The following is a 23,961-nucleotide window of genomic DNA, read 5'->3' as shown; positions in this document are numbered from 1 at the left end:
TTTAGAAGATGGAAATCAAAAACCTGATAATGATAGTCGATGATGATGCACGTAATATTTTTGCATTAGCATTGACTCTTAAAGCGAAAGGCTATAAAGTTATTACTTGTCAAAGTGGTAAGGAAGCATTGGAGTTACTTTTTGGTGATAAACAGGTCGGTTTGGTATTAATGGATATGATGATGCCTGAAATGGATGGCTATGAAACTATCCGACTGATTAGAAAAAATGAAAATACAAAGGATATCCCCATAGTCGCTGTTACCGCTCAGGCAATGGCCGGTGATAGAGAGAAATGTATTAAGGCAGGTGCAAACGATTATATATCGAAGCCTATTCAAGTGGATATCCTTATGGAAGTGGTAAAACAGTGGGTGTGATGTTAGAACCGGATATACTGAAGGACGAGGAGATTACGCTATTGCTAAATGACGTGGCGACAATTTATGGGTATGATTTTAGGCAGTATAGCAGAGCATCTTTGAAACGGAGATTGAACAGGATCTGTTTAGTCGATCGGTTTTCTAGCTTTGCTGAACTCCGCTATCGGGTAGTCAATGATGCTTCTTATCTGCAACACTTTGTTGAAGAGATTACGGTGAATGTTACTGAAATGTTTCGCGATCCAAGTTTTTATAAGGTATTGAGACAAGAGGTAATGCCTCGGTTGGGAACCTATCCGTTGATTCGTATTTGGATTGCAGGTTGTTCTACAGGAGAAGAAGCTTATTCTATCGCGATATTGTTGAAAGAAGCTAATCTCTATCACAAGTCTCTCATGTATGCAACGGATATTAATCCTACAGTGCTTGAAAAAGCTGTGACAGGTATATTTCCTTTGAACCATATGAAAGCCTATTCGGAAAACTATATACGCTCCGGTGGTAGTAAGGATTTTTCAAGCTATTATATCACGGGATATGATTATGCAAGGTTTGACTCTACACTGAGCGAGAGGATGATTTTTTCAACGCATAATTTGGTTTCTGACACATCCTTCAACGAGTTTCAGTTAATTCTATGCCGAAATGTATTGATTTATTTTGATAAAGATTTACAGGAACGGGTATTCAAAGTATTTGACGAGAGTCTTCATAACCTAGGTTATCTAGCGTTAGGAACAAAAGAAACACTCCGTTTTTCAGCTATCGAAGGACACTACCGGCAAGTGGAGGGTGAAAAAATATGGAGAAAGCATTAAATGTTATGTTCAACGGAACGAAAGTTGTGGTAATAGGTGGGTCGGCAGGAAGTATCCATGTTTTGATAGAAGTTTTGCCTTATCTTAACCCAGACTCTTTGTCGAGCATAGTGATTGTGCTGCATCGCAAGGCCCATCCCGAAAGTACATTAAGTACGTTGTTAAATGCATATAGTAAAGTACCGGTGTTGGAGGTTGTAGATAAGATGTTTTTGGAAAAAGGTAAAGCTTATCTAGCACCAGCAGATTACCATCTGTTGTTTGAAAAAGATGGATGTATGTCCTTGGATGTTTCGGAAAAGGTGAATTTTTCTAGGCCTTCTATAGATGTAGCCTTTTACTCTGCGGCGCAAGTTTTTGGAGAAAATACGGTCGGACTTTTGTTGTCTGGGGCTAATAGTGATGGAGTGGAGGGGTTGGCACATATCGCCCAATATGGAGGAACGATCTGTGTGCAGGATCCAAGTACAGCAGAAGTTGATTTTATGCCGAGACAGGCCTTGAATAAATTGAAAATTGAACATGTATTGGCTCCAAAAGATATGGCATGCTACATAAATAAATTGAACGATAAATTATAAAGTCTTATTTTGATCTACGTATGGCTAAAAAAGTAATGATTTTTGACGATGATAAGACGATCCTAAGTATCTTCTCTATTGTCTTGGAGTCTTCTGGTTATATTGTTGAGATTTCTGAAACATCCCATGATATTATAGAACGTTTGGAGGAAGCGATGCCTGATGTTATTATTATGGACAATTGGATTCCCGATATAGGGGGGATTGAAGCGACAAAGTTAGTGAAAAGCAATGCCAAATTCAAGGAAATACCAGTAGTCTATTGTTCTGCAAATAGTGATATCGCATCCTTAGCGGCGCAAGCTGGAGCCGAAGCTTATTTGCCAAAGCCTTTTGATCTCGAAGATTTGGAAAAGACAATAGAAGCTTTGGTGTAATGGCAATCCATTCTGAAAGAGTTTTTTCTTAATGAATAGTTGGTAGAGGGAGACCGTAATCTCTGCTTAGATGACTCGTGTCGTTTTTTAGGATATTACACACGAGATACTGGACTAATTGAAGATTGTCTTCAAGATATTTTCGTCAAATTATGGAAAGACCGGACTTCACTGAATATTTTCCATATTAAGACCTATCTTTATAAATCTTTACGAAATAGAACGCTTAATATATTACGCGCTCAGAATAATAGGTTGATTAGGGAGGAAGTATGGATAACAGAGGAGCTGAATCCTGCCTATGCTTAGGAATACGTTAGTATGGAAGAATTTCACTCTTATATAATGAGGCTGTAGATGCATTACCTGGGAAATGCAGAGTGATATACCAATGTTGTAAGGATGCTCAAAATCGTATAAGCTTGTAGTCGAGGAACTTCAGTTGTCGGTTAAAACTGTTGAAAATAAAATGTGTATAGCTTATAGGGAAAATCGTACTCATGTCATTTATAAATACCAGATTTCTAATCCTAATTCCATATTGCTGATGTTGACATTATAGGGGATAGTCTGGTCGGCAGCATATCTCTTCTTGCTATGTAAGGAATTTAAAGCATTGTAAAAATAAAATAAGCATCCCTAGGGATGCTTATTTTATTTTTATGAGTTGTTATTTCTTTAATGCTTGTTCGTATCTGTTGCTTACTTCTTTCCAGTTGATGATGCTCCAGATAGCTGCTAAATAGTCAGGACGTTTGTTCTGATATTTTAGGTAATAGGCATGTTCCCAAACGTCAAGACCCAAGATTGGTGTTCCTTTTTCTTCAACCACATCCATTAATGGGTTGTCTTGGTTAGGTGTCGAACTAACGAACAACTTACCATTTTTGTCAACAGATAGCCAAGCCCAGCCTGAGCCGAAACGGGAAGCTCCGGCAGCATTTACTTTTTCTTTCATAGCATCTACAGAACCGAAAGTTTCGTTGATAGCTTTTGCTAATTTATCTGAAGGTTTTGTGTTTTTCTCTGGAGTCAGGATCGTCCAAAAAAGCTCATGGTTGTAGTGACCACCACCATTATTTCTGACTGCTGCACTTTGTCCTGATATTTTTGATAACAGTTGCTCAATACTTCCTTTTTCAGCAGCAGTTCCTGTAATCGCTTTGTTCAGATTAGCCGTATAAGCAGCTGCGTGTTTAGCGTAGTGTATCTCCATAGTTTTGGCATCAATCGCATTTTCGAATGCATTATATCCATATGGTAAAGGGGTCTGCTTAAACTGTGCGAATGTAAACTGTGCGGAAAATAATGCCGCTGCAAATAATGCTGTTTTAACTAGTTTCATGAGTTTTTAGTTTTAATTATACTCAATATTACCAATATCCGTGTTAATTAACGATTAAGATTTAAGATTTCTGATATTTTTCGACAGAATTATTACATTAGGCGGATCAGTTAATCCTATTAAATTTTTTCGATCTCTAGCGATAAGGCCATAAGCTCTTGTTTGAGTAAGTTGATGTGTGATTCGACTTGGTCATACATATCTGCACGGTTATTGAGTTCTTCGGCTTTGTATCTGCCACCTTTACCAAAATAGAGTTTATCCAGTACCAGCTCTTCATCTTCTTCGTCTATTTGTCCGAAATTTTTCCACTTTTCGATAATCTGTTTTCTGACTGATTTGGTATCCGCTTCGTTGGGATCAGCATAGTTTAGATAGTACCAGATAAAAGGAGGGAAGTTGGTGGATGTCTCGCTCCCGAACCATACGTCTCTTAATGCATTTCTCTCATGATAGAACTCTATTTTACGTTTATTGAACAACATAAATAGACCAATAGAAGCCTCGGCAATACCTGTCCCGATGCCAATAGTATTGCTCACACGTTCATTACTGATAGTTCCTCCCGTAGCAATGGCTCCACTGGCCCCTATAACGATGGCGCTAATGGTAAGTTTAGACTCTAGATCACTTTGCTTGCCTTCCAAAAAATTTGCGATTTGGCTGGTTCGTTCTTCTTCGCAGTCTAGTTCTGAAGAAACTGCAGATACGATAAGGGATGCGTTGTTTATTTTCTGAAAGATATCAAGCCTCAGACTCATCATGTCTAATTTGTGTTCGACGGATGCGGTTTTTACACTGTTTTTAGCGTGAGTGTATTGAGTCAGTTGATCTAAGATGCCTATTGCATTCGCTATGTTCAGACTTTTCTTTGATATCTTAGAACTTAATATCGTGTCTATTTTTAACTGATGCAGTGGGATTGGGAGATCGCTTGCGTGATAATTGTATACATTTTGTTGGTTACAGTTACTGTGTCTCAATTGGGACGAAAAAGAAGAATAATTATAGGATGCGCAAGAATTTAATAATAAGAGGGTAAGCACAATTCCTGTCATTTTGGGTAGACGTCCTTGTAAGATCATAAGGTTCGATATTAAAGTTGTTATAAATGTAAACTTTAGTTTGATAAGGCACAATAATCTTCTTGTTTTTTTATCTGTTTATGGATAACTTTCCAGACACGTGTAGCGGTGCTTGAATAGGACCTATATAAATAGTAGTGAATTTTATTTTTCGAGCGTTATGTTAGAAGTTTTTTTCTCCAATGAGAATTTACAAACGGTTTTGGTGTCTCTTCTATGTGGTTCTATTGTGGGGATGGAGCGAGAGTATAGAAATAAGTCTGCTGGATTCCGAACGGTGATCTTGATTTGTCTAGGTGCCACAATATTTACTATGGCGTCTCGTTTAGGAAATCTTTCAGATGATCGAATTGCTGCGAATATCGTTACAGGAATTGGATTCTTGGGAGCTGGCGTGATTTTTAGAGGTAAATTTTCCGTTCAGGGATTGACTACAGCAGCAGTAATATGGACTGTGGCTGCGGTAGGAATGTTGGTGGGGTTTGGCCAGTTTATATTGGGTATTTCTCTAGCTGTGCTGATGGTGGTCGTTCTTTCGTTATTCCAGAAGATGGAAACGTTCTTGTCCAATGTGTACTTTTCTAGGACGATTTATGTGACTTTTATTGATAATAGGGTCGGGCGCCTATACGAGTTCGAGAGATTTTTGATAGACCAGGGAGTCGATGCAATACGTAAGGGAATTGAAAAGAATGGAGAAAAATTGACTGTTGTATATGATATTTCCAGTCGTCGACAGCGCGTTCGTATGATGAATGAAAAGATTATCTCTCTGCAGTATGTGGATTCCTTCAGTAATATATCGTAAGAAGGAGGAATCTGATCTAGATCCCCTCCCTTCTTACGTTATTGAAAATGATTAGAAAGTCATTTTAATTGATCCATTCCAAGTACGGCCCCATCCCATCAATACATAGTTGGACGTCTCTATACCGTTCCAGTATTCTGATGTAGCTGTTGCATCTGCATTAGAAGTAGCGTCTGTAATATATAATTTATTGAATAAATTATTGATATTAGCACGTAAGCTTAGTGTATTCTTGTGACTGATTTGTAGTTTATAGGAAATACCCGCGTCTACTAAATCATAATCAGGTAGTTTTAGTGTCGGTTTGTCTTTTGGTAATGCGCCATATAGTCTTTCAAACCTTCTGTAATCCGCATCCACAGATAATCCTTTAAGGAAGCTGTATTTAACCCCTGCACCATACGAAGTCTGTGCAGCGTCACCTACATGTACATTGCTCAAATCACGATTTCTGCGTCCCAGCTCTTCACGACTCTCGTTGCGTACAATGGTAACTGCGTTGCCGTCATATTTCCAATCGCCCAACGATCCAAACCCTTTTAATTGGAAGTCTTTAAAAGGATGCAATACAAAGTCTAGTTCTAGACCTTGGTGTATTTGTTTTACGCCATAGTTAGAGAGGTATGTGTAATCCCCTTTTTGTAATCCGTTAGGATCGTTATTAGGGTTGAATTCTTTGACGTCTTTATCACTGGCTGTACCTGTACTTCCTGTCACACGATTGTCCCAGGTCGTACGGTAGGCATTTAGGTTGGCTTCGAAGTATTTTGAGGTAAACTTATAACCCAATTCTAGACCAATGATTTCTTCGTTTTCAGCATATTCATTGATGTCATTCCTGTAATTCATGAAGATGTTGTTCTGGTAAGGCTGTCTTGAATAAATACCGGCATTACCAAATAACGTATGTTGGTTCAATGTGTAGCTCACTCCTCCTTTTACGTTGTAGCCAAAATTATTAACATCGTCCGACTTTTCTTCTCCTGGTTTATAGGTGTAATAATCTTTACGAACATTATGCTGCTGAGAAGCAGAACCTTGGAAGAATGCAGTAAAACCATTTTTAGCATACTCAATTTGTCCAAATACTCCTCCATAGCGTACAATCTGATTATAATCCCAGCCTAGACGATCTTCTGCATTTTTGGGACGATCCCCCCATGTTTTCCAAGGATTAGTGGTGTAGATATGGCTTGTTTCCGTAGCACCGGGAAGGTTCACATTCCCTTGATGCTTAATACTGGATTTTCCCAATAAATCGGTAGCTTGTCTATAATGCTCACCTTTGTAATCGCGTAAGTCAAAACCAAAGTTGAAGTTCAGATTTTCGTTTAGCTGACGGTTGTAGTTAGAAACGATACCATACCATTGATGATTGTTTACATCTGCAACTAAAAGAGGGTCTAGATATGTTTTGTCCACTTTCTGGTAAGATTGACCTCCACCTCTTGCCATAGAAGCGTATACTACTGTAGCTAAAGATGATTTGTCAGAGATTTTCCAATCCCAGTTAAAATTAGAAACGGGCTTATGGTAGAAGTTCTTACGTGGATTCATTTCGATACCATTTAAAGTTTGTATGTTATCGTTGTATTTACGTCCTTCTTTTAAAAAGTTACTTAATTTAGAGGTATATCCGGTATTATGCCATTGTGGGGCACCTGTTACCATTAGATTTAAATTGTGCTTCTCATTGACCTTGTATCCTACAGATAAGAAATAGTTTTGACCTGCTCCTTCTGTTTTATCCATGTACCCGTCACCTCGCCAATCTGTGAACATTACGGATACTGCAAACCCACTTTTTAATAGTCCTGTATTATACGCTAAAGTAGATTTACGATACATATCGTTAGCTACCGAACGCTTGAAGAATCCGCCTTCTCTCATGTCTGTGGATTTGGTCACAAAGTTTGTTGTACCGCCGACAGATGAGATGGCTAACTTGGAGGAACCTAATCCACGCTGGATCTGTACCACCGATGCGATGTCACTTAAACCGTTCCAGTTAGACCAATAAACACGACCGTTGTCCATACCGTTGATGGGTTGACCATTTAATAAGAATGCAGTATTAGACTGGTCAAAACCACGCGTAGTCATGGATGATTCTCCAAAGCCGCGGGCTTGACTTGTAATATAAACAGATGGTGTATTGGCCAACACGGCAGTGATGTCTTGTGCTCCGACCTTTTCTTCAATTTCTTGTTGGCGGATAGTCGATACAGCAATTGGAGTTTGTCTGCCTTCCGCGATGTCGATCACACCCTTTCCGACGATAACGATTTCATCAAGAGATTGATCTGCAGTCGGAATAAGGATGATTGTTCCAATAGTGGCATTGTTCGAAAAATTGAGTGATTGTGTTGTGTGACCAATGTATTTGATCTCCAACTGTCCAGTGTTCTGCTCCGTTTTTAAAGTGAAATTGCCATTCGCATCTGACGAAGTTCCAATTTTACTCCCGGAAACTAAAATGGTTGCGCCTGCGATAGGGTGTTTCCCGTCCGTGATTTTACCGGTTATTACTTGTTGGGCTAAAGCAATATTACCAGTGAGCATGCATGCTAAGGTAGCATACAAGAAGGTGGATTTTTTTTGCATTATTAGATTAACTTATAAATATGGCGCAAAGATAGTTTTTTTAATAAAACTTTGAAAATAAATCATATACAAGATATATGTGGTTTTTATTAAAGTTTGCATAAGTAGCATCAGTTTTTTTACTAAAGGGCATGGTAAGTCTAGTCGATAAGTTACATTGTGGCATTTCAGCTACAAACGCAGTGTATTTTGATTTTTTGAAAAAAATATAGCTGGTTTTTAAAAATATAAACTTTGAAAGGTGTTCTTTGATTCATAAAATATAAAAATTGAAAGAAAAGCAACTTTTTATTGAAAGAATTTTATTGGTCTTGTTATCTCTTGATTACCTGTGTATTAAGGTTTTGTTAATAGGTTTTAATTGTTATTTGTGTTGTTAGTTTTGTTGTCGATTTAACTATCTAATAAGTAATATGAAAAAATCTTTACTTTTTTTCGCTTTGGTTTTGGCCAGCTATGGTACTATCCAAGCCCAAGTAACAACAAGTAGCATCAGTGGGGTCGTAACGGGGTCCTCAGGGCAGGTGACTGTTGGTGCAACTATTAAAGCTGTCCACATGCCCTCGGGAACAGCTTATTCTGGTTCTGCTAACTCAGCAGGACGCTTTAATCTTGCTAATATGCGGGTTGGCGGTCCCTACCGTGTAGAGATCACTTATGTTGGACAGAGTCCGATAGTTTATGAAGATGTATATCTTCAATTGGGGCAGCCTTTTGTGCTGAATCCTATATTCGGAGCTTCATCAACTGCCTTAGAAGAAGTTATGGTTAATGCTACTGTGATGAGAGGAACGAAAACAGGAGCATCTACTACAGTGTCTAAACGTCAGTTGGAAACTATGCCTACTCTTAGTCGTAGTCTCCAGGATTTTACCAGGTTAACACCTCAAGCTAATGGTAACTCTTTTGGAGGAGCAAATAATCGTTATAATAACATTACCATTGATGGTGCCGTTAATAATGATGTATTTGGTTTAGCAGGCTCTGGTACACCCGGAGGACAAGCTAGTACACAACCTATATCACTTGATGCAATTCAGGAGATTCAGGTTGTATTAGCACCTTATGATGTGACATTTGGTAACTTCACTGGTGGTGGTGTCAATGCTGTTACACGATCAGGAACGAATACGGTAGAAGGATCGGTATACTTTTTCGGGAGAAATCAAAATACTATAGGTAAGGACGTGTTAACTAGACAGAAGTCTGATAAATTTACAGACAATCAGTTTGGTTTTCGTGTTGGAGGACCAATTATAAAAGATAAATTGTTTTTCTTCCTAAATGGAGAGATGGGACGGCGTACAGCTCCATTATCTTATGCGGCGGGAGAACCAGGCGCTGCTATTTCTGTAGAAACAGCTGATCTTATAGCGAAACATACGTTAGATAAATACGGATATGACGTAGGTTCTTATGGTCCTATGGACGCCCGAACAGAAAACAATAAGATTTTTGCCAAAATTGATTATAATATTTCAGATAAACATCAGCTTGCGGTGCGATATAATTTCATTGATGCTTTTGACGATAATATAGGACGAGGCTCTTCTTATTTACGTTTTGGTAATAATGCGTATAAGTTCTCTAACAAACAACATGGTTTTGTTGCAGAGTTAAGAAGTAATTTTAATAGTAGGTTTTCTAATAATCTAATTGTAGGTTATACCTCTGTAAAAGATAGTCGTGATATTTCAGGAAGTTTGTTCCCTCAGATTACTATCCGAAACATAGATAATATTTCTGGTAACTCTGTCGATTTTGGCTCACAAAGGAGTTCAACGGCTAATAGTTTAGACCAAAATGTGTTTGAATTTACCAATAATTTTAAATGGAATGTTGGAAATCATACTTTTACTTTTGGTACGCATAATGAGTTTTTCAAATTCAGAAATTTGTTTATTAATAACGCGAATGGGTATTGGCAATTCAATTCTGTGCAAGATTATATAAATAACAAGCCAAATCAGGTTGAAGTAACTTATGCATTAAATGACGATGGCATTCAACCCGAAGCAAAATTTAATGCAGCTCAATTAGGGTTTTATGCTCAAGGGGAATCATTATTGAATTCTAATTTAAAGTTTACTTACGGTTTACGTGTAGATGTTCCAGTTTTCAATGATAAGCCATTGCGTAACGAAAAAATTGAGGAGTCTTTCCCTGGCTATCGCACCGACCGTACTCCAAGTGGTAAACTGTTATTCTCTCCTCGTATTGGTTTTAATTATGATGTACAAGGAGATCGCTCTATTGTGATCCGAGGTGGCGCGGGCATATTTACTGGACGAGTACCATTTGTGTGGTTATCGAATCAGTTTAGCAACAACGGTGTTGATTTTGGGACAGTGTTTGCTAGAGGGAATGACATCAATGGAGGGAATGGTTTTGATCCTATTATAGAAAACCAAAAAAATATGGGGGCGGGGTCTACGCGAGCTGAGGTTAACTTAGTTAGTGAAGATTTTAAAATACCTCAGGTCGGACGTTTTAATCTTGCTGGTGATTTCAAGCTTCCTTATGGTATTTTGGCAACAGTTGAAGGTATCTATTCAAAGACAATTAATAATATTGTATACTCTGATATTAATATCGCTGGTGCCAATGGAACAATTGACAAAGATCTGTCAGGAGGAGTTGACTTAAGACCTAATTATGGAGGTAAGCGTGTTAATAGCAAGGATTTTACTAACGTTATTTTAATAGATAACACGAATAAGGGATATACGTATAGTCTGACAGGTCAGTTGCAGAAAAGCTTTAATAGTGGTTTTAATGCTATGGTTGCTTATACATATGGACATTCAAAAGCTGTTAACGACGGTTCTAGTAGTACAGCCCGTTCGAACTGGCAGTTTGTGCAGATTGTTGACGATCCCAATAATCCATCATTATCTAATTCTAATTTTGATTTAAGGCACCGTATTGTTGGTAACTTAGGGTATAGTATCAGTTATGGTAAGGACAAAATGTTTGGCACATCAATCAACTTGTTTTATGCGGGTAGATCTGGAGGAGCGTTCACCTATCTTTACAATGGAGATCTCAATGGGGATGGAGCAAATGGTAACGATTTATTGTATGTGCCCAATAATGCCAACGAAATCAAATTTGTTGATTTAAAAGACAAGGATAAAAAAGTTATTGCTACACCTCAACAACAATGGGAAGCTTACAATGCTTTCATCGAGGGAGATGAATATTTGAAAACAAGAAGAGGACAGTATGCTGAGCGTAATGGTGCTTTCATGCCATGGGAACATCAGTTTGATTTGCGTATCGCGCAAGATATCGGTGGCGTCTTTAATGGTTCGAAAAACAGATTGCAGCTGACATTTGACATTTTTAATGTAGGAAATTTGTTGAATAAAGATTGGGGGCGTAGTTATTCTGTGAGTAATGGAGCTTATCAACTAGTTTCTTACAACAGTAATGAAAAAGGATTCAATTTTGCAGCTCCAAAAGATAATCAGCCATATACTGTATCATCAATAGCATCTAGATGGCAAGGACAATTTGGTGTCCGATATATCTTTAATTAGTCATTCAACTTGATATAATGGAAAAGCCACCGTATTGGTGGCTTTTTTAGTTTCTAAAAATTCGGTTTCAACAGATATTTGTCATAGAAGCGGAAGATATGTTCCACAGCTTCTTCTGCAGTATCTACCAAACGGAATAATTTTAGATCTTCTGAGGCGATATAAGCATTGGAGAGCATTGTTTTTTCTACCCATTCTATTAATCCTCCCCAATAGTCTGATCCTACTAAAATAATAGGGAATCGAGCAATTTTTCCAGTCTGGATGAGTGTTATTGCTTCAAACAACTCGTCCATGGTACCGAATCCTCCAGGCATGACAATATATCCTTGCGAGTATTTCATAAACATTACTTTACGGACGAAGAAGTAGTTGAACTCCATGATCTTGTCCCTGTCGATGTATTTGTTATGAAATTGCTCGAATGGCAGCTCAATATTCAAACCTACTGATTTACCACCGGCTAGATAAGCACCTTTATTAGCAGCTTCCATGATGCCAGGGCCTCCACCAGAGATTACACCGTAGCCTTTTTCAGCGAGCAGTTTTGCTATTTCTACAGCCATTTCATAGTAATGGTGTGTTTCGGGTGTGCGTGCCGAACCAAATATAGATACACAAGGACCTATCTTGGCCAGTTTTTCAAAACCATCTACAAACTCAGACATAATTTTGAAAATCTGCCATGAGTCTTTCACTTTTATTTCTTGCCATGTCTTATTGGCAAATGAATTTCTGATTCTAGTCTCTCCTGTCATATATACTTATGATATCGTGAACAATATGCCACAATATAGCGAAACAGGAAAGAGTATGCAATACTCGAATTGAAAAGAGTTCGTCAATGCTGAAAATAGGAAATTACTTTTTACTTTTGTGTAATGAATTTCTCCTCCAAATTATTGCAGCATGCAGTCGAAGAGTTTGGTCGCCTGCCTGGAATCGGCAACAAGACAGCATTACGTTTGGTATTGCACCTGTTGAAACAGTCGGATCAAGAGGTAGGCCGATTTACCCAAGCTATTGACCAGTTGAAGGAAAAAATCCAATATTGTCAGGAATGTTATAATATTTCTGATGAGCCTACCTGTGAAATCTGCCGGTCGATAAAGCGGGACAAGTCTACGATATGTGTGGTAGAAGATACTCGGGATGTAATGGCTATTGAAAATACAAATCAATACCAAGGGGTGTACCATGTTTTGGGTGGATTGATATCGCCAATGGATGGTATAGGACCTTCTGATTTAAAAATAGAAGGTCTTTTGGAACGCATGCGTAAAGGAGAGGTGAAAGAAGTTATATTGGCTCTCAGTGCAACGATGGAAGGTGATACGACTATATTCTATCTGTATCGTAAGCTTCGTGAGTTCGATGTAGAGGTAAGTACGATTGCTCGTGGTATTGCCTTTGGTGGAGAATTGGAATATGTTGATGAGATAACATTGGGACGTTCTATCCTAACTCGTGTGCCTTATGAACGAAATGTAGGTTAGTTTGCTTTCATCTTGGAAATAATCCAATAGAATGCTATGCTTACCGCTAATAAGGTGGTCCCTGTAGTTGTCCATAATATGTTGTAGCCAAAGTGTTCCGCAATATAAGTACCTAGATATGGGGAGAAAATATTGGCTGCAGCAAATGCCAGGGAATTAAAACCCATATACGCGCCCTGATTGTTTTTCCCAGCCCGTTGTATCGAAATAGTGGCGGTATAGGGCAGGGTAAGCATTTCGCCGGTAGAAAGCACCAACATGGCGAGGAATAGCCATATCATTCCAAAATCAAAGTTGAGCATGTAGTAAGAGGCCGCCGCAATAGCTGTACCGATCAGCATAATCTGTCTGACCGTCATACGGTTTTCGATAAGGTGTATCAAAACCATTTCGAATAGAACGATAACAAAGCCACTGAATCCCAGTAGTAGACCAATCTGACTGGCATCGAGATGATGGACATCCCTGTAGAATAGAGGTAGGGTAGTTATCAACTGAAAAAATGCCATAGAGAAGAGAAAACAGAAAATATTGAATCCTATAAATAAACCATCTCGGTAGGCATTTTTCTCTGGTGTACTGCTGTTTGTTGGAGCTTCTTGGGGCTGAGGGTGACTGTATTTGCTATTTCCTTTTTTGTTCCTGAAAAAGTACATAAAGACAATGGCCGCAATACTGGCGGCAATAGCGTTGCCGTAGAAAATCCAGTTGTAGGAAAAAGTTGCCAAGAAACCACCTAAGGCAGGGCCTATGGAGAAGCCCAGATTGACAGCCATACGGTTTAAAGAGTAGGCTCGGGTGATGTTCTCCGGTTTAGCATATCGCGCTACTGACACGGAGTTGGCAGGCCTGAAAGTGTCCGCTACGAGTGTCAGTATAAAGATCATTACTGCTAAAGTCTCAAAAGTCCGAAAAAGAGGTAGTATGAGAAATAGTGGAATTACAAGAATAAGACTCCAGGTCTGTACCTTGAAGTTACCAAATTTATCGGTAAGCCAGCCCCCAAGCCAAGAACCCGCTACTGAGCCGAGTCCAAAACAGCCCAACACCAAGCCAATCTGCGTTTTGGAAAAATTGAGTTCTGACGACATGTATATCCCTAAAAATGGAATAACCATAGAACCGGTACGGTTGATGAGCATTACCAAGGCCAGTAGCCAGGCCGCAGGAGATAATCCTTTATAAGAGTTTATATAGAGACGTACGAGGGCTTTCAATGTTGTTATGAAAATCTAGGCAAGTGATTGTTCTAAACTTTTGTCAATTGTGTAATTACTGCTTAGTAATATCTGTTTGCGTTTTGTCTTAGGGTTAAGGATAAAATCAATTCGTCCAAAGCTTGCCCCTCCAAAACCAACTTGATTTACCAATGTGATTTTGCCGTCGAGATTCTTAACCTCTGTAGGCTTTTCTAAAAATGTATGGGTATGTCCACCTATGATTAAATCGATATCCCTGCTATTGGCTGCAAGTTTTAAATCAGAGATGGTATCTTCTTTGTACGAATAGCCCATGTGGGAAAGACATATTACCAGATCGCACTTAAGGTCTTTTTTTAACTTAGGAACAATGCGATTGGTTACTTCCATAGGATCAAGATATTTCATGCCTTTATAGCCATTGGGATCAACCAGTCCTTCTACATTGACTCCAAGTGCAAATACGCCGATTTTTACGCCATCTCTCTCAAATAAGAGATATTCTTTGGTCTTTCCTGCAAGAATAGTTTCGGAAAAATCATAATTGGAGGTGATGAAGGGGAAGTTAGCTTTATCAAAGTGTTTTAAAATACCTTGGAGGCCATTATCAAACTCATGGTTGCCGAATGTCCCAGCATCATATTTCAGTTTTGACATCAACTCTAGTTCAACTTGTCCATCGAATAAATTGAAATAGGGGGTGCCCTGAAACATGTCACCTGCATCAAACAACAGTACATTCTTCTCTTCAGCTCTTATTTTTTGAATCAAAGTACTACGGCGTGCGACCCCGCCTAGGCCTTGCATTCTTGAGCCGTCCATAGGAAATGGTTCAATACGACTATGTACATCATTACTATGTAATATGGTTATTTTAACATCTTTTGATTTCGACGAACTTTTAGCAAAACTATCGAAAGGGGCTAGAGAAGCTAAAAGACCTAAAGTGGCCGCTTTTTTTAGAAATAATCTTCTATTTAATGACTGTAACTCTTCCATCTAGCTCGGTGTTTATGTTCTTACCTTCTTTAGTTATTTTTTCTACATACTGTATTAACCCTTCACGAACGCGCAAACTGCTATTTGTCCGGTGGATGGGGCTTGTAATTCCTTCTATATAATCTCCTCCATTGGCCAGATAATCATAGGTAACCAGTTTGTATGATTGCTGGGGTTCAATTTCTTTGCCATTAATACGGATGTCTGAGGCTTTGTCTCCCTTAATTTTTAAGGTGAAGCCTGCTATAGGTTGACCTCCAGTTTTGGCTATAAAATCGGCAAGGACTGTAATGTCTTGGGCCGATAGTTCCAGTATAGTGACTGTGTTCTCAAAAGGCATAAGCTCGAACATGGAACCTACGGTGATGGGACCTTGTTTTACTTCTGAGCGGATTCCCCCCTTGGTGGCAATAGCCATCTGTGCATCAGGATCTATGTTTTTGCCCATGGCAAGTAGTGCATCAGCGAAGAAGTTGCCTGCAAGACTTTCTGCATCAGCTCTACTTTTATTTAGAAAATGTGTTGAATAACCAATTTGTCTATTCATTTCCTGATCCATCTGTATTTTAAAAGGAGTGTAGTATTGAATAATAGTACTGTCCTCCGGTAGGGATGAGTTTATGGAATATGTAGTCGGTTCGCTTACTCTTGGGACGTAGGTAGTTCTACAACCGGCTAATGTCCATGCAGTTACTATAACTAAAGATAGTGTTTTGAAAGTGCGCATAGCATTAAATTATAATATGCGAAGCTAAGAAGAATGTGGTTAGGAACAAATTAACTTTATGTAATATTTACTATGCGATTGACAGTAGATGGTGCCAAATAGCAGCGTTAGTGGCAGTTGTATTATCCCCGAAAACAGTGAATATTGTACTTTTTTTGCTTTAGAATATGATTTGGAATAGCTTTTGTACTTATGCATTCATTATTTTTTGAAGGTACTTGTTACCTTTGTGACATTGGGAAATTTGAAAATTATATATGGTTAATCAAGTTGTTAAAATGCATCGATGGTTTGTTGGTCTACTTGTTTTTATCACTACCCTTAGTTTGACAAGTTGTTTTGATGTGGTAGAAGATGTAAATCTAAAATCAAATGGTTCAGGTAGTATAAAAGCAACTGTCAATTTGAGTAAGAGCAAGGTGAAAGTTGCTTCTTTAATGAAGCTTGACAAAGTTGATGGCGTGAAAGTGCCTTCAAAATCAGAGATACAGACGGAGTTAAATGACGTTGTGAAGCTTTTGAGACAAACACCAGGGATTTCTAATGTACAGCATAGTCTGGATTTCAATAACTTTATAGGTACTCTATCGTGTGACTTTACCAATGTAGGGGCATTGAATGCTTTCACGAAGACTTTGTCTACACATTTTAAAGCTAAAGTCTCGAGTTATTCTAGTTATTCGTATGATGCAAAAACAAAGGTCTTTGCGCGAAGCTATACCTACAGTGATGAAGCAAAGAAAGGGTTAGCCAAATTGAAACCGGAGAACCAGAAATCATTTTCCGATGCTTATTTTACTAGTATCTATAGATTTCAGGATAATGTCCTAAAACAGGATAATAAAGTTGGAAAAATATCGGATAATAAAAAAGCTGTCATGATGCGGGTTGGGGTATTAGACCTTGTGAACGGGAATGTTAGCTTGTCAAACCAAATATCGTTAAAATAAAAAGTTTAAAATTTTATAATTTAAATATGTATCTACACAAATTTGCTGCACTAGCATTGGGCATATTGATGACTTTAACATCAAATGCACAAGATTTAATCCGAAAAGTACCCCACGACGCTAAAGTGGTCGTATCTTTCAATAATAAAGCTGTATTTGATCATTTGAATATCGCTGATCTGAACCTTACATTGACCCGCTTGGGGCTTTTTGATAAAATGAACAGCGATAGTAAACTGAGACCTTCAAAGATAGAAGAGCTGGGAGTCGACCTTAAAGCTAAAGCTTATGCTTATGTGCGTAGTACAGATAGTGTACAGTATATTGGCGCTCTGATCCCATTGTCTAACAAAAGTCAGTTTGAATCTATTATCCCAAAACATAAGAAAGTAGAGATTGTGAATTCTCTTCCTACAATCTATTCTGCTGATCGGTCTCTACGTCTTAGCTGGGATGAGAATACGGTATATGTGTTAGGTGGCCTAGCTATGGACTATTATTTCAGAAAAGAGGATGTTATCAATCGCTATGGTTTGATCGCAAATGCGTACGATGCATATGAAGCAGAGTATGCAGAAGCTGTTGTGGATTCGGCAGCGACGACTTGGGATGCCTATGATTTTGACGCTGCCGCGGACTCAGCTGCAGCGGATGCCGCGCGTGCGGCCACAGCGGTCAGTGAGGAAGAAGAAGAATATGAATTGGCAGCACCGCCAATTCTTGCACCGGTAGATACAACAGATGAAGACGAGTATGCGATCGTCGATTCTATTTTAGCACAGGACGAATATTCCGATGATTATTATAATCGCTATGATAGTATTACGAGACATAACGATTCGATTAAAAATGATTTGGTGAAACAATGGGTCAATGCGGAGATGGAACTTATGTTGGCCGGTGGGTATAAGTCATTTGATGCTAAAAAATTACCAAAGTTGAGTGCCAATACAATCGCACATATCCATGCTACAGATGTGTTTTCTTATTACAAGTATCTTTATCCTGAGGAGGCACTTAGCGAGTTGTTCGGCGTGAAGCCCAAGTTTGACTATGGTATTGACGGAATCGATGCTAGTATTGTTGTCGATGGTAATAAGCTGAAATTCGTTGGATCTGCAACATTGGACAAAGAGATGGCTTCTTACTACAAGGAAATCTATAATAAGAAGCTAAATCCAAAGTTCTATCCTTTTTTGGATAAAGATGTGTTGGGCTTTTTCTCTTTTAATGTGAATACGGAAGCCTACTTAAAGAACCTTCCGAAAATTATGGAAAGTTATTATGGTTCGTTTATGCCGAGATATTCTAACATGGTTAGCTTGGGAGCGATGTTGTTTGACATTGCTTTGGATCAAAAAGCGATTGCAAAGGTTATAAAAGGAGATAACCTCTTTGTACTAAATGGCGTGACTAAGGTAGACGTAACGTATACTGATTATGAATACGATGACGATTACAACTATACAGAGGTAGAGAAAACTAAAACGGAGACTATTCCTCAGTTTTTATGGATGTTTTCTTCGGATGACACACGTATTTTCGAAAAGATAATCCAGATCGGTGTACAGGAGAATGAATTGGTTGATCATGATGGTATCTACGAGGTTAAGGAAAATAAGGGATCTGGTATTACTGTTTATTTATTGATCAAGCAGGGGATGGTATTTATTGGTAATGACATGGCTAAAATGGAGATGATAAAATCAAATCATTACTCTGGAAAAGGACATGCTCCTTATGTAGCAATGGCTAAGAAAAATAATTTGAGTTTATTGTTCAATACAAAACGTATACCTGTTTTATTGGAGGAGTTGGATATTCCTGTTGAGCGTTCTATAGAGGAAACCGTTGCTGAATTACAACAGTACGGTGATTTCTATATGACTTCTACAGGGGTCAAAGGAAATAAAGTGACAGGAGAAATTGCTGTGGAATTTCCGAATAGAAATGGTAACGCATTAGCATTTTTGTTTGATGTTTTGGATCGTTGGTCATTGAAACTAAAAGAATAATGAAGCTATTGAAAAAGATAGTATTTATAGTAGTGGGGCTTATTGCGGTAATCGCAATAGGCCTCTATCTATTCTTGGCGGTACGAGAGTCTCGTTCGAAGGGAGGCTTGGTACATCAAGACAGTGAATATGTGACTAAGGTCGCGGTAGATAAAATACTAACAGATATTGCGTGGAACGCGGTTTCAAATCCTGGGACTTATTTTGGTGGGGATAGTACCGATACGACAAGTGATAGTAAATCGAGCCGTAACCTAGGGATATCAATTCCAGCTAACGTGTATATGTTTGCGTTGAAAGATGAGGAGGAGACCTGGTATGCATGGCTTAATGTCGAGAATCAAGAACAGTTACAGGCTTTTGTGCAGGCCGAGCTCAGTATCGACAGCATCGGGGTAGAAAAAGAAAATGATTTTTGGTGGATTAATGGAAAAGATAATAGAGTAGTACTTCTTGGTGATTCCAAAAATGTCTTAGTAGCTCTTAGCTTTGATAAGAAGGAAAAGAAAGAGGCAATGTTGAAAATTTGGGAAGGGCGAACTACTGCAATGGTGCCGATTAAAACACTAACGGACTTTAGTTTTGAAAATACTGCGGATATCGAATGGAAGCAAAAGGCAAATGATGCGGGCGCAAATCTGTCCTTTAAGAAGGGAATGATAACTGCAAATTGGTCTTTGTCTAATGATATTTTACGATTGCCACTACAGGCTAACGTACGGGAGTTGCCTCCGTCTAATGTGTTAAATGTATATTGTCAAGCGGATATCCGACCTTTTCTGGATCGGTATGAAGGCCGATTGCAACGCTATAATATCCCCGTTGATACCTTAAAAAACTACTATGGTGGTTATATGGATATACAATGGCGGGCCGATGATGTGCTACAGACGGATAGCATCATTGCATACGATTACGATGAGAATTTTAATCCGATAGAGAAAAAAGAAATAAGGGAGGAAGCCGTACCTAATATTTTATTTACATTTAATGCATCGCCCCATTTGGCAAGCTATCTTCCAGAGAAAATGTTCTATAAATTCTATAAGCGGATAGAAGGTAAACAGATCGGACTAAGTACCGATGCGAATGGAAAAAATGAATTTCCTTATCTGTCAACAGATCATGCTTTTCTTTTATCTTATACACGTAATGCGGCCGCTCAAAGACATCTGTCCTGGTTATCTCAATTTGACAGAGTTGAAAAAGTGGAAATAAGTGGAAGAGGAGGAGAAGTATCCAATAGCTTTAATGCCGAAATAAAATTGAGTGATTACGGGATACATGCTTTGTATCAATTGCTGAAATGAAGCTAATAAGCTATTTAATAAAAAAAGGTAAAGTTTTCACTTTACCTTTTTTTATGGATTATAATACGTTAAAATGCTTTAAAGCATTCCAAATACCGTCACTATCAACATCGTCTGTGATGTAATCTGCTATTTCTTTTACTTCTGGATTGGCATTTCCCATAGCGACTCCTATGCCTACATGTTGAAGCATAGTGATGTCGTTTCCTCCGTCTCCAAAGGCCATGGTCTTGGTAATGTCTATTCCGTAATGTTTACAAAAAATATCTATACCTACTTTTTTACTCTGTCCTTTAGGATTCACGTCCGCAAATAGAGGAGTCCAGCGTGAAGCTATGGAGTTGGGCATTATTTCTTGCATAAACTGTTCCTCTTCATCTGGTCCTAGGAAAATATTGGTCTGTAGTATTTCGTCCGTATTTACATTATCCATATCTACTAGTGGAGGTACAGGAAGGTTAAGATGGGCATACATACCTGCAATCTCTGGGGTAACATCATGTATAGTCACTTCTTTCTCAGACATGAATGAAAAACTTAGAGGTTTCTCTTTTGCATGTTTTAGGAGACTTTCGATATCCTTTGAATCAATAGATTTTTTGAAGAGAATATGACCTTCTTTAGATACACAGTAGCCTCCATTGAAAGTGATATAACCGTCAAAATCTAAGTATCTAACGTGATCTATACTATTGATAGATCGTCCTGTAGATAGTATGATTTTGATTCCTTTGGCCTGAAGCTGTGCAAGGGCTTCTTCTGTGGATGGAGATACTTCGTGTGTTTTGAAACTTAGTAAAGTGCCGTCGATGTCAAAGAATACGGCTTCAATTTCTGGGTTCTGCATAGTAAATCTGAGTCTATTCCAAACTTAAATAAAATGCTCCGGATTGACGAATATCACGGATGAAATTTCTGTTAAAGATCTAAATATTGAAGGAACGTTGGATATTAAGTAGGGGGACCTATAATGGATTTCGTATCTTTGTTGCCTAAAATCAGAATTTGCAATATGGTACTATCTTCTTTTTTCGAAAAGCTAAATAACTGTATAGAACAAGATCATTTTATAAAGTTGTCATTGGGAGATTATCATGGCCCTGAAAAGGAGTTGAAACAGGTTTATGTTAAGATAGTGTCTATAAAGCGGGAAATCAATTTGTCATTTACCTTTAGGTATAAGACTAGGGATATTACCAAAAATTATACTATCAAAGAAGGGATACAACGTATAGTAGATTTTTTAAATGCTGGAGAGTTTAAAGTCGTTACTTTATTTACTGTAGAGGCTAACTTCATTTGCCAACAAAATAAGAAAGGTGTATGGGCGGAACGGAAGGAGAAGCCAACAGCTAAGAAACCAGAAGAGCGAAGTCATGATGTACAAAAGCAACGGAAAATAGGTGAGTCTACCAAAGGTTACCTTCATGCCCTACGTCTGACTGATGAAAAGGGAGAAGTGTATAAAGCTGCTCAGGATAAATGGAAGCAGATTAACCATTATATTGAGCTTCTCAGTTCGTCTTTAAATACGCTACCGTCCGATCATGTACTAAAGGTAGTGGATATGGGAGCGGGTAAGGGATACTTGACCTTTGCATTATACGATTACTTAACGAATGAATTAAAGAAAAAAAGTAGCGTTGAAGGTATCGAGTATAGACAGGATTTGGTTGAATTATGTAATGGAATTGCTAAGGATACAGGGTTCGACTCGTTGCATTTTTCACAGGGAACCATCGATGCTTATGCGTCTAACGATGAACTAGATATTTTGATTGCTCTACACGCGTGTGATACGGCGACAGATGATGCGATATTTAAGGGAATACAGTACAATGCAAAGCTTATCGTGGTAGCTCCCTGCTGTCATAAACAAGTGCGAAGGGAACTTGAACGGGTAAAGAAAAAGAATGATCTTGATTTTATGATCAGGCATGGTGTTTTTTTAGAAAGACACGCCGAGATGTTAACCGATAGTATACGAGCATTAATCCTGGAGTATTATGGTTATCAGACTAAGGTAATGCAATTTATCTCTGATGCACATACTCCTAAAAATGTGATGATCGTTGCAGAGAAAAAAGAAATTTCGTCATCAAAGAAGCAAGAAATCTTAAATAAACTCCAAAGCACTAAAGCTTATTTTGGTATTGATAAGCATTATCTGGAAAAGGTTTGTGGCCTTTAGGCGTTTTTTCTATTGATATTCGTACAGCTCTAAGGGGAGCCCATCGGGATCTTGAAAAAAGGTGAATTTTTTACCGGAGTATTCGTCTATACGGATTGGTTCTACTGGTATTTTGTTGTTTTGCAACTTGTCTATCCATTGTTCAATATTATCTACTGCAAAGGCAAGGTGACGTAGGCCAAGTGCCTCCGGGTAGGATGGACGGGGTACATAAGTTGGAAATGAAAAAAGCTCAATAACGTAATGATTGCCAATAGCGAGATCCAGCTTATATGAATCCCGCTCTTTTCTATAGACTTCATTAAGAATCTCCAGTCCTAGCAATTGGGTGTAAAACTCCTTTGAACGTGTATAGTCGCTTACAATGATAGCGATGTGATGAATACCTTCTAGGTGCATGTTAGAATAATGTAGGTGCAGTATTATTTGAGACGTCTCCAGGTTTTTGGGGGATATTCAGATTGGTGCCGATCGCTTTGTTCAGCTTTTCTATAAAATGTGCTGCTAGTAAGGGAGACTCTACTTCTATGTTTTGATGGATGAAAAAGTAAAGCTGTTGCAAGCCAGCCTCTTTCCATTGTACTATTGTTTTGACCCATTCGTCCAGTCTCGTATAATCTGATGGATGGTTGGCACCTACATAGCGGATAAAAGCAGTCGGTGTGGTAAAACGCATGTGCATCATGTCTCTTCTTCCTGCTGTATCGACAATGATATTGGTCTTGTTTGTTTCTTCTAACAGGGCATAAAAGCGTTCGGCTACGGACGGGGAGAACCATTCTTCATTGCGGACCTCAACAGCTAACGGATATCCTTTTGGGAAATTCCTTAAAAAAGATTCTAGTCGGTCAAAATCCTTTGGTTTGAAATTGTCGATTAATTGAAGAAAAGCCATACCTAACTTCTCCTCAAATAGTACAGTAGAATCTACAAAGGCATTCACCTTTTCGTCTGTATTTAACAATCTTCCGAAATGACTGATGGACTGTGGGATCTTAGGAAAAAATTTAAACTCTTCCGGAGTTTTGTTCTTCCAGGTTTCTACCTGACTTTTGGAAGGCGAGTTGTAGAATGTAGCATTCAATTCAATAGCGTTGAATTGCGTAGAATAATAGGCTAATTCATCCTTTGTGCCACGGGGATAGAACCCCTTAAGGTCATTTTTATTCCATTTGGCACAGCCTACATATACTTCCAAGGGCTGATCCTGTTTGCTTTTTTGTAATAGATCAAGGGATTGTTGCGGTGTTTGGGGTATTGTGAAGTCAATCGTCGAAGGATCTGCTACCTGTCCAAATTTCATAGATATATAATTATTTCGTGCATTTAATTGTTTTCTTAATGGAACTCATGAATGCTTCGCATTTATTTCGTGATCCTTCAGTTGATGGATCGGTTTGTCTTTTAATGGTTACATGAAATGTTCAAATTACATATGTACTATTTATTGGTATATATGCAACGTTGCAATGATTTGTGTAATGCAACGATTTGTAATAAAATAGTAGATTATCTATAATCTGTGGTAAAA

General features: G+C 38.4%; 22 protein-coding genes. 12 read left to right on the top strand and 10 right to left on the bottom strand.

The window, feature by feature from the left end; genetic code table 11:
* Positions 1–8: 8 nt before the first annotated feature.
* From JKG61_RS06540 to JKG61_RS23280, 5 genes are read left to right on the top strand one after another with little or no spacing between them, the layout of a single operon-like run.
* On the top strand, positions 9–380 hold the full coding sequence (locus JKG61_RS06540) for a response regulator (RefSeq protein ID WP_202102169.1): 372 nt from the start codon (positions 9–11) through the stop codon (positions 378–380).
* A complete protein-coding gene (locus JKG61_RS06535) occupies positions 380–1,201 on the top strand; it encodes a CheR family methyltransferase (protein ID WP_202102168.1) in 822 nt (273 codons plus the stop codon). Before JKG61_RS06540 ends, JKG61_RS06535 begins: the two co-directional genes overlap by 1 nt.
* A complete protein-coding gene (locus JKG61_RS06530; RefSeq protein ID WP_237249397.1) occupies positions 1,186–1,782 on the top strand; it encodes a chemotaxis protein CheB in 597 nt (198 codons plus the stop codon). Before JKG61_RS06535 ends, JKG61_RS06530 begins: the two co-directional genes overlap by 16 nt.
* 20 nt (positions 1,783–1,802) lie before the next feature.
* A complete protein-coding gene (locus JKG61_RS06525; protein WP_202102167.1) occupies positions 1,803–2,159 on the top strand; it encodes a response regulator in 357 nt (118 codons plus the stop codon).
* A 39-nt stretch (positions 2,160–2,198) separates the two neighbouring features.
* Positions 2,199–2,468: a sigma factor gene (locus tag JKG61_RS23280; protein ID WP_202102166.1), complete on the top strand. Its 270-nt coding sequence runs from the start codon at positions 2,199–2,201 to the stop codon at positions 2,466–2,468.
* 361 nt (positions 2,469–2,829) lie between these two features.
* Here the strand turns inward: JKG61_RS23280 and JKG61_RS06515 are convergent, their stop codons facing one another.
* Entirely contained in the window at positions 2,830–3,504 is a 675-nt protein-coding gene (locus JKG61_RS06515) for a superoxide dismutase (protein ID WP_202102165.1), read from the bottom strand.
* 119 nt (positions 3,505–3,623) lie between these two features.
* Positions 3,624–4,589, bottom strand: a complete 966-nt coding sequence (locus JKG61_RS06510) for a hypothetical protein (protein WP_202102164.1) — start codon at positions 4,587–4,589, stop codon at positions 3,624–3,626.
* 160 nt (positions 4,590–4,749) lie between these two features.
* Between JKG61_RS06510 and JKG61_RS06505 the strand changes: the two genes are divergently transcribed.
* Positions 4,750–5,397 (top strand): MgtC/SapB family protein, encoded by a 648-nt coding sequence (locus JKG61_RS06505; protein WP_202102163.1) that lies wholly within the window; start codon positions 4,750–4,752, stop codon positions 5,395–5,397.
* Positions 5,398–5,448: 51 nt separating this feature from the next.
* On the opposite strand, the gene JKG61_RS06500 is transcribed toward JKG61_RS06505, so the two are convergent.
* The gene (locus JKG61_RS06500) at positions 5,449–8,001 is read right to left on the bottom strand and encodes a TonB-dependent receptor (protein ID WP_202102162.1); all 2,553 of its coding nucleotides are present in this window, start codon (positions 7,999–8,001) and stop codon (positions 5,449–5,451) included.
* A 413-nt stretch (positions 8,002–8,414) separates the two neighbouring features.
* Here JKG61_RS06500 and JKG61_RS06495 point away from each other — a divergent pair, with 413 nt between their 5' ends.
* Positions 8,415–11,543, top strand: a complete 3,129-nt coding sequence (locus JKG61_RS06495; protein ID WP_202102161.1) for a TonB-dependent receptor — start codon at positions 8,415–8,417, stop codon at positions 11,541–11,543.
* 53 nt (positions 11,544–11,596) lie between these two features.
* On the opposite strand, the gene JKG61_RS06490 is transcribed toward JKG61_RS06495, so the two are convergent.
* On the bottom strand, positions 11,597–12,301 hold the full coding sequence (locus tag JKG61_RS06490; RefSeq protein WP_021072312.1) for an LOG family protein: 705 nt from the start codon (positions 12,299–12,301) through the stop codon (positions 11,597–11,599).
* Between the two features lie 123 nt (positions 12,302–12,424).
* Between JKG61_RS06490 and recR the strand changes: the two genes are divergently transcribed.
* Complete coding sequence (gene recR / locus JKG61_RS06485; protein WP_202102160.1) at positions 12,425–13,039, top strand: recombination mediator RecR; 615 nt, start codon at positions 12,425–12,427, stop codon at positions 13,037–13,039.
* Here recR and JKG61_RS06480 read toward each other — a convergent pair.
* Genes JKG61_RS06480 through JKG61_RS06470 form a run of 3 tightly spaced genes read right to left on the bottom strand, consistent with a single transcriptional unit; the run spans position 13,036 to position 15,964 of the window.
* The gene (locus JKG61_RS06480) at positions 13,036–14,256 is read right to left on the bottom strand and encodes an MDR family MFS transporter (protein WP_202102159.1); all 1,221 of its coding nucleotides are present in this window, start codon (positions 14,254–14,256) and stop codon (positions 13,036–13,038) included. The genes recR and JKG61_RS06480 overlap by 4 nt on opposite strands.
* Before the next feature lie 15 nt (positions 14,257–14,271).
* On the bottom strand, positions 14,272–15,237 hold the full coding sequence (locus tag JKG61_RS06475) for a bifunctional metallophosphatase/5'-nucleotidase (RefSeq protein ID WP_202102158.1): 966 nt from the start codon (positions 15,235–15,237) through the stop codon (positions 14,272–14,274).
* Positions 15,212–15,964, bottom strand: a complete 753-nt coding sequence (locus JKG61_RS06470; protein ID WP_237249396.1) for a 5'-nucleotidase C-terminal domain-containing protein — start codon at positions 15,962–15,964, stop codon at positions 15,212–15,214. Before JKG61_RS06470 ends, JKG61_RS06475 begins: the two co-directional genes overlap by 26 nt.
* 257 nt (positions 15,965–16,221) lie before the next feature.
* On the opposite strand from JKG61_RS06470, the gene JKG61_RS06465 reads away from it, so the two are divergent.
* Genes JKG61_RS06465 through JKG61_RS06455 form a run of 3 tightly spaced genes read left to right on the top strand, consistent with a single transcriptional unit; the run spans position 16,222 to position 20,239 of the window.
* Positions 16,222–16,914: a hypothetical protein gene (locus tag JKG61_RS06465; protein WP_237249395.1), complete on the top strand. Its 693-nt coding sequence runs from the start codon at positions 16,222–16,224 to the stop codon at positions 16,912–16,914.
* Positions 16,915–16,940: 26 nt separating this feature from the next.
* On the top strand, positions 16,941–18,929 hold the full coding sequence (locus JKG61_RS06460; protein WP_202102157.1) for a hypothetical protein: 1,989 nt from the start codon (positions 16,941–16,943) through the stop codon (positions 18,927–18,929).
* A complete protein-coding gene (locus JKG61_RS06455; protein ID WP_202102156.1) occupies positions 18,929–20,239 on the top strand; it encodes a hypothetical protein in 1,311 nt (436 codons plus the stop codon). The genes JKG61_RS06460 and JKG61_RS06455 overlap by 1 nt, the downstream gene beginning before the upstream one ends.
* A gap of 58 nt (positions 20,240–20,297) precedes the next feature.
* On the opposite strand, the gene JKG61_RS06450 is transcribed toward JKG61_RS06455, so the two are convergent.
* Positions 20,298–21,086 carry a Cof-type HAD-IIB family hydrolase gene (locus tag JKG61_RS06450; RefSeq protein WP_202102155.1) on the bottom strand — a complete coding sequence of 263 codons (789 nt, stop codon included), beginning with the start codon at positions 21,084–21,086 and terminating at the stop codon, positions 20,298–20,300.
* A 165-nt stretch (positions 21,087–21,251) separates the two neighbouring features.
* On the opposite strand from JKG61_RS06450, the gene JKG61_RS06445 reads away from it, so the two are divergent.
* The gene (locus JKG61_RS06445; RefSeq protein ID WP_202102154.1) at positions 21,252–22,430 is read left to right on the top strand and encodes a class I SAM-dependent methyltransferase; all 1,179 of its coding nucleotides are present in this window, start codon (positions 21,252–21,254) and stop codon (positions 22,428–22,430) included.
* A gap of 9 nt (positions 22,431–22,439) precedes the next feature.
* Here the strand turns inward: JKG61_RS06445 and gloA2 are convergent, their stop codons facing one another.
* Complete coding sequence (gene gloA2, locus JKG61_RS06440; RefSeq protein WP_202102153.1) at positions 22,440–22,829, bottom strand: SMU1112c/YaeR family gloxylase I-like metalloprotein; 390 nt, start codon at positions 22,827–22,829, stop codon at positions 22,440–22,442.
* 1 nt (position 22,830) lies between these two features.
* Positions 22,831–23,733, bottom strand: coding sequence for a DUF72 domain-containing protein (locus tag JKG61_RS06435; RefSeq protein WP_202102152.1), 903 nt, complete (start codon positions 23,731–23,733; stop codon positions 22,831–22,833).
* Between the last annotated feature and the right edge of the window lie 228 nt (positions 23,734–23,961).

The sequence above is a fragment of the Sphingobacterium faecale genome (assembly GCF_016746095.1).
Classification (GTDB): Bacteria; Bacteroidota; Bacteroidia; order Sphingobacteriales; family Sphingobacteriaceae; genus Sphingobacterium; species Sphingobacterium faecale.
Note: the sequence above shows the minus strand (reverse complement) of the source record. Positions and strands in the feature narration are given on the sequence as shown.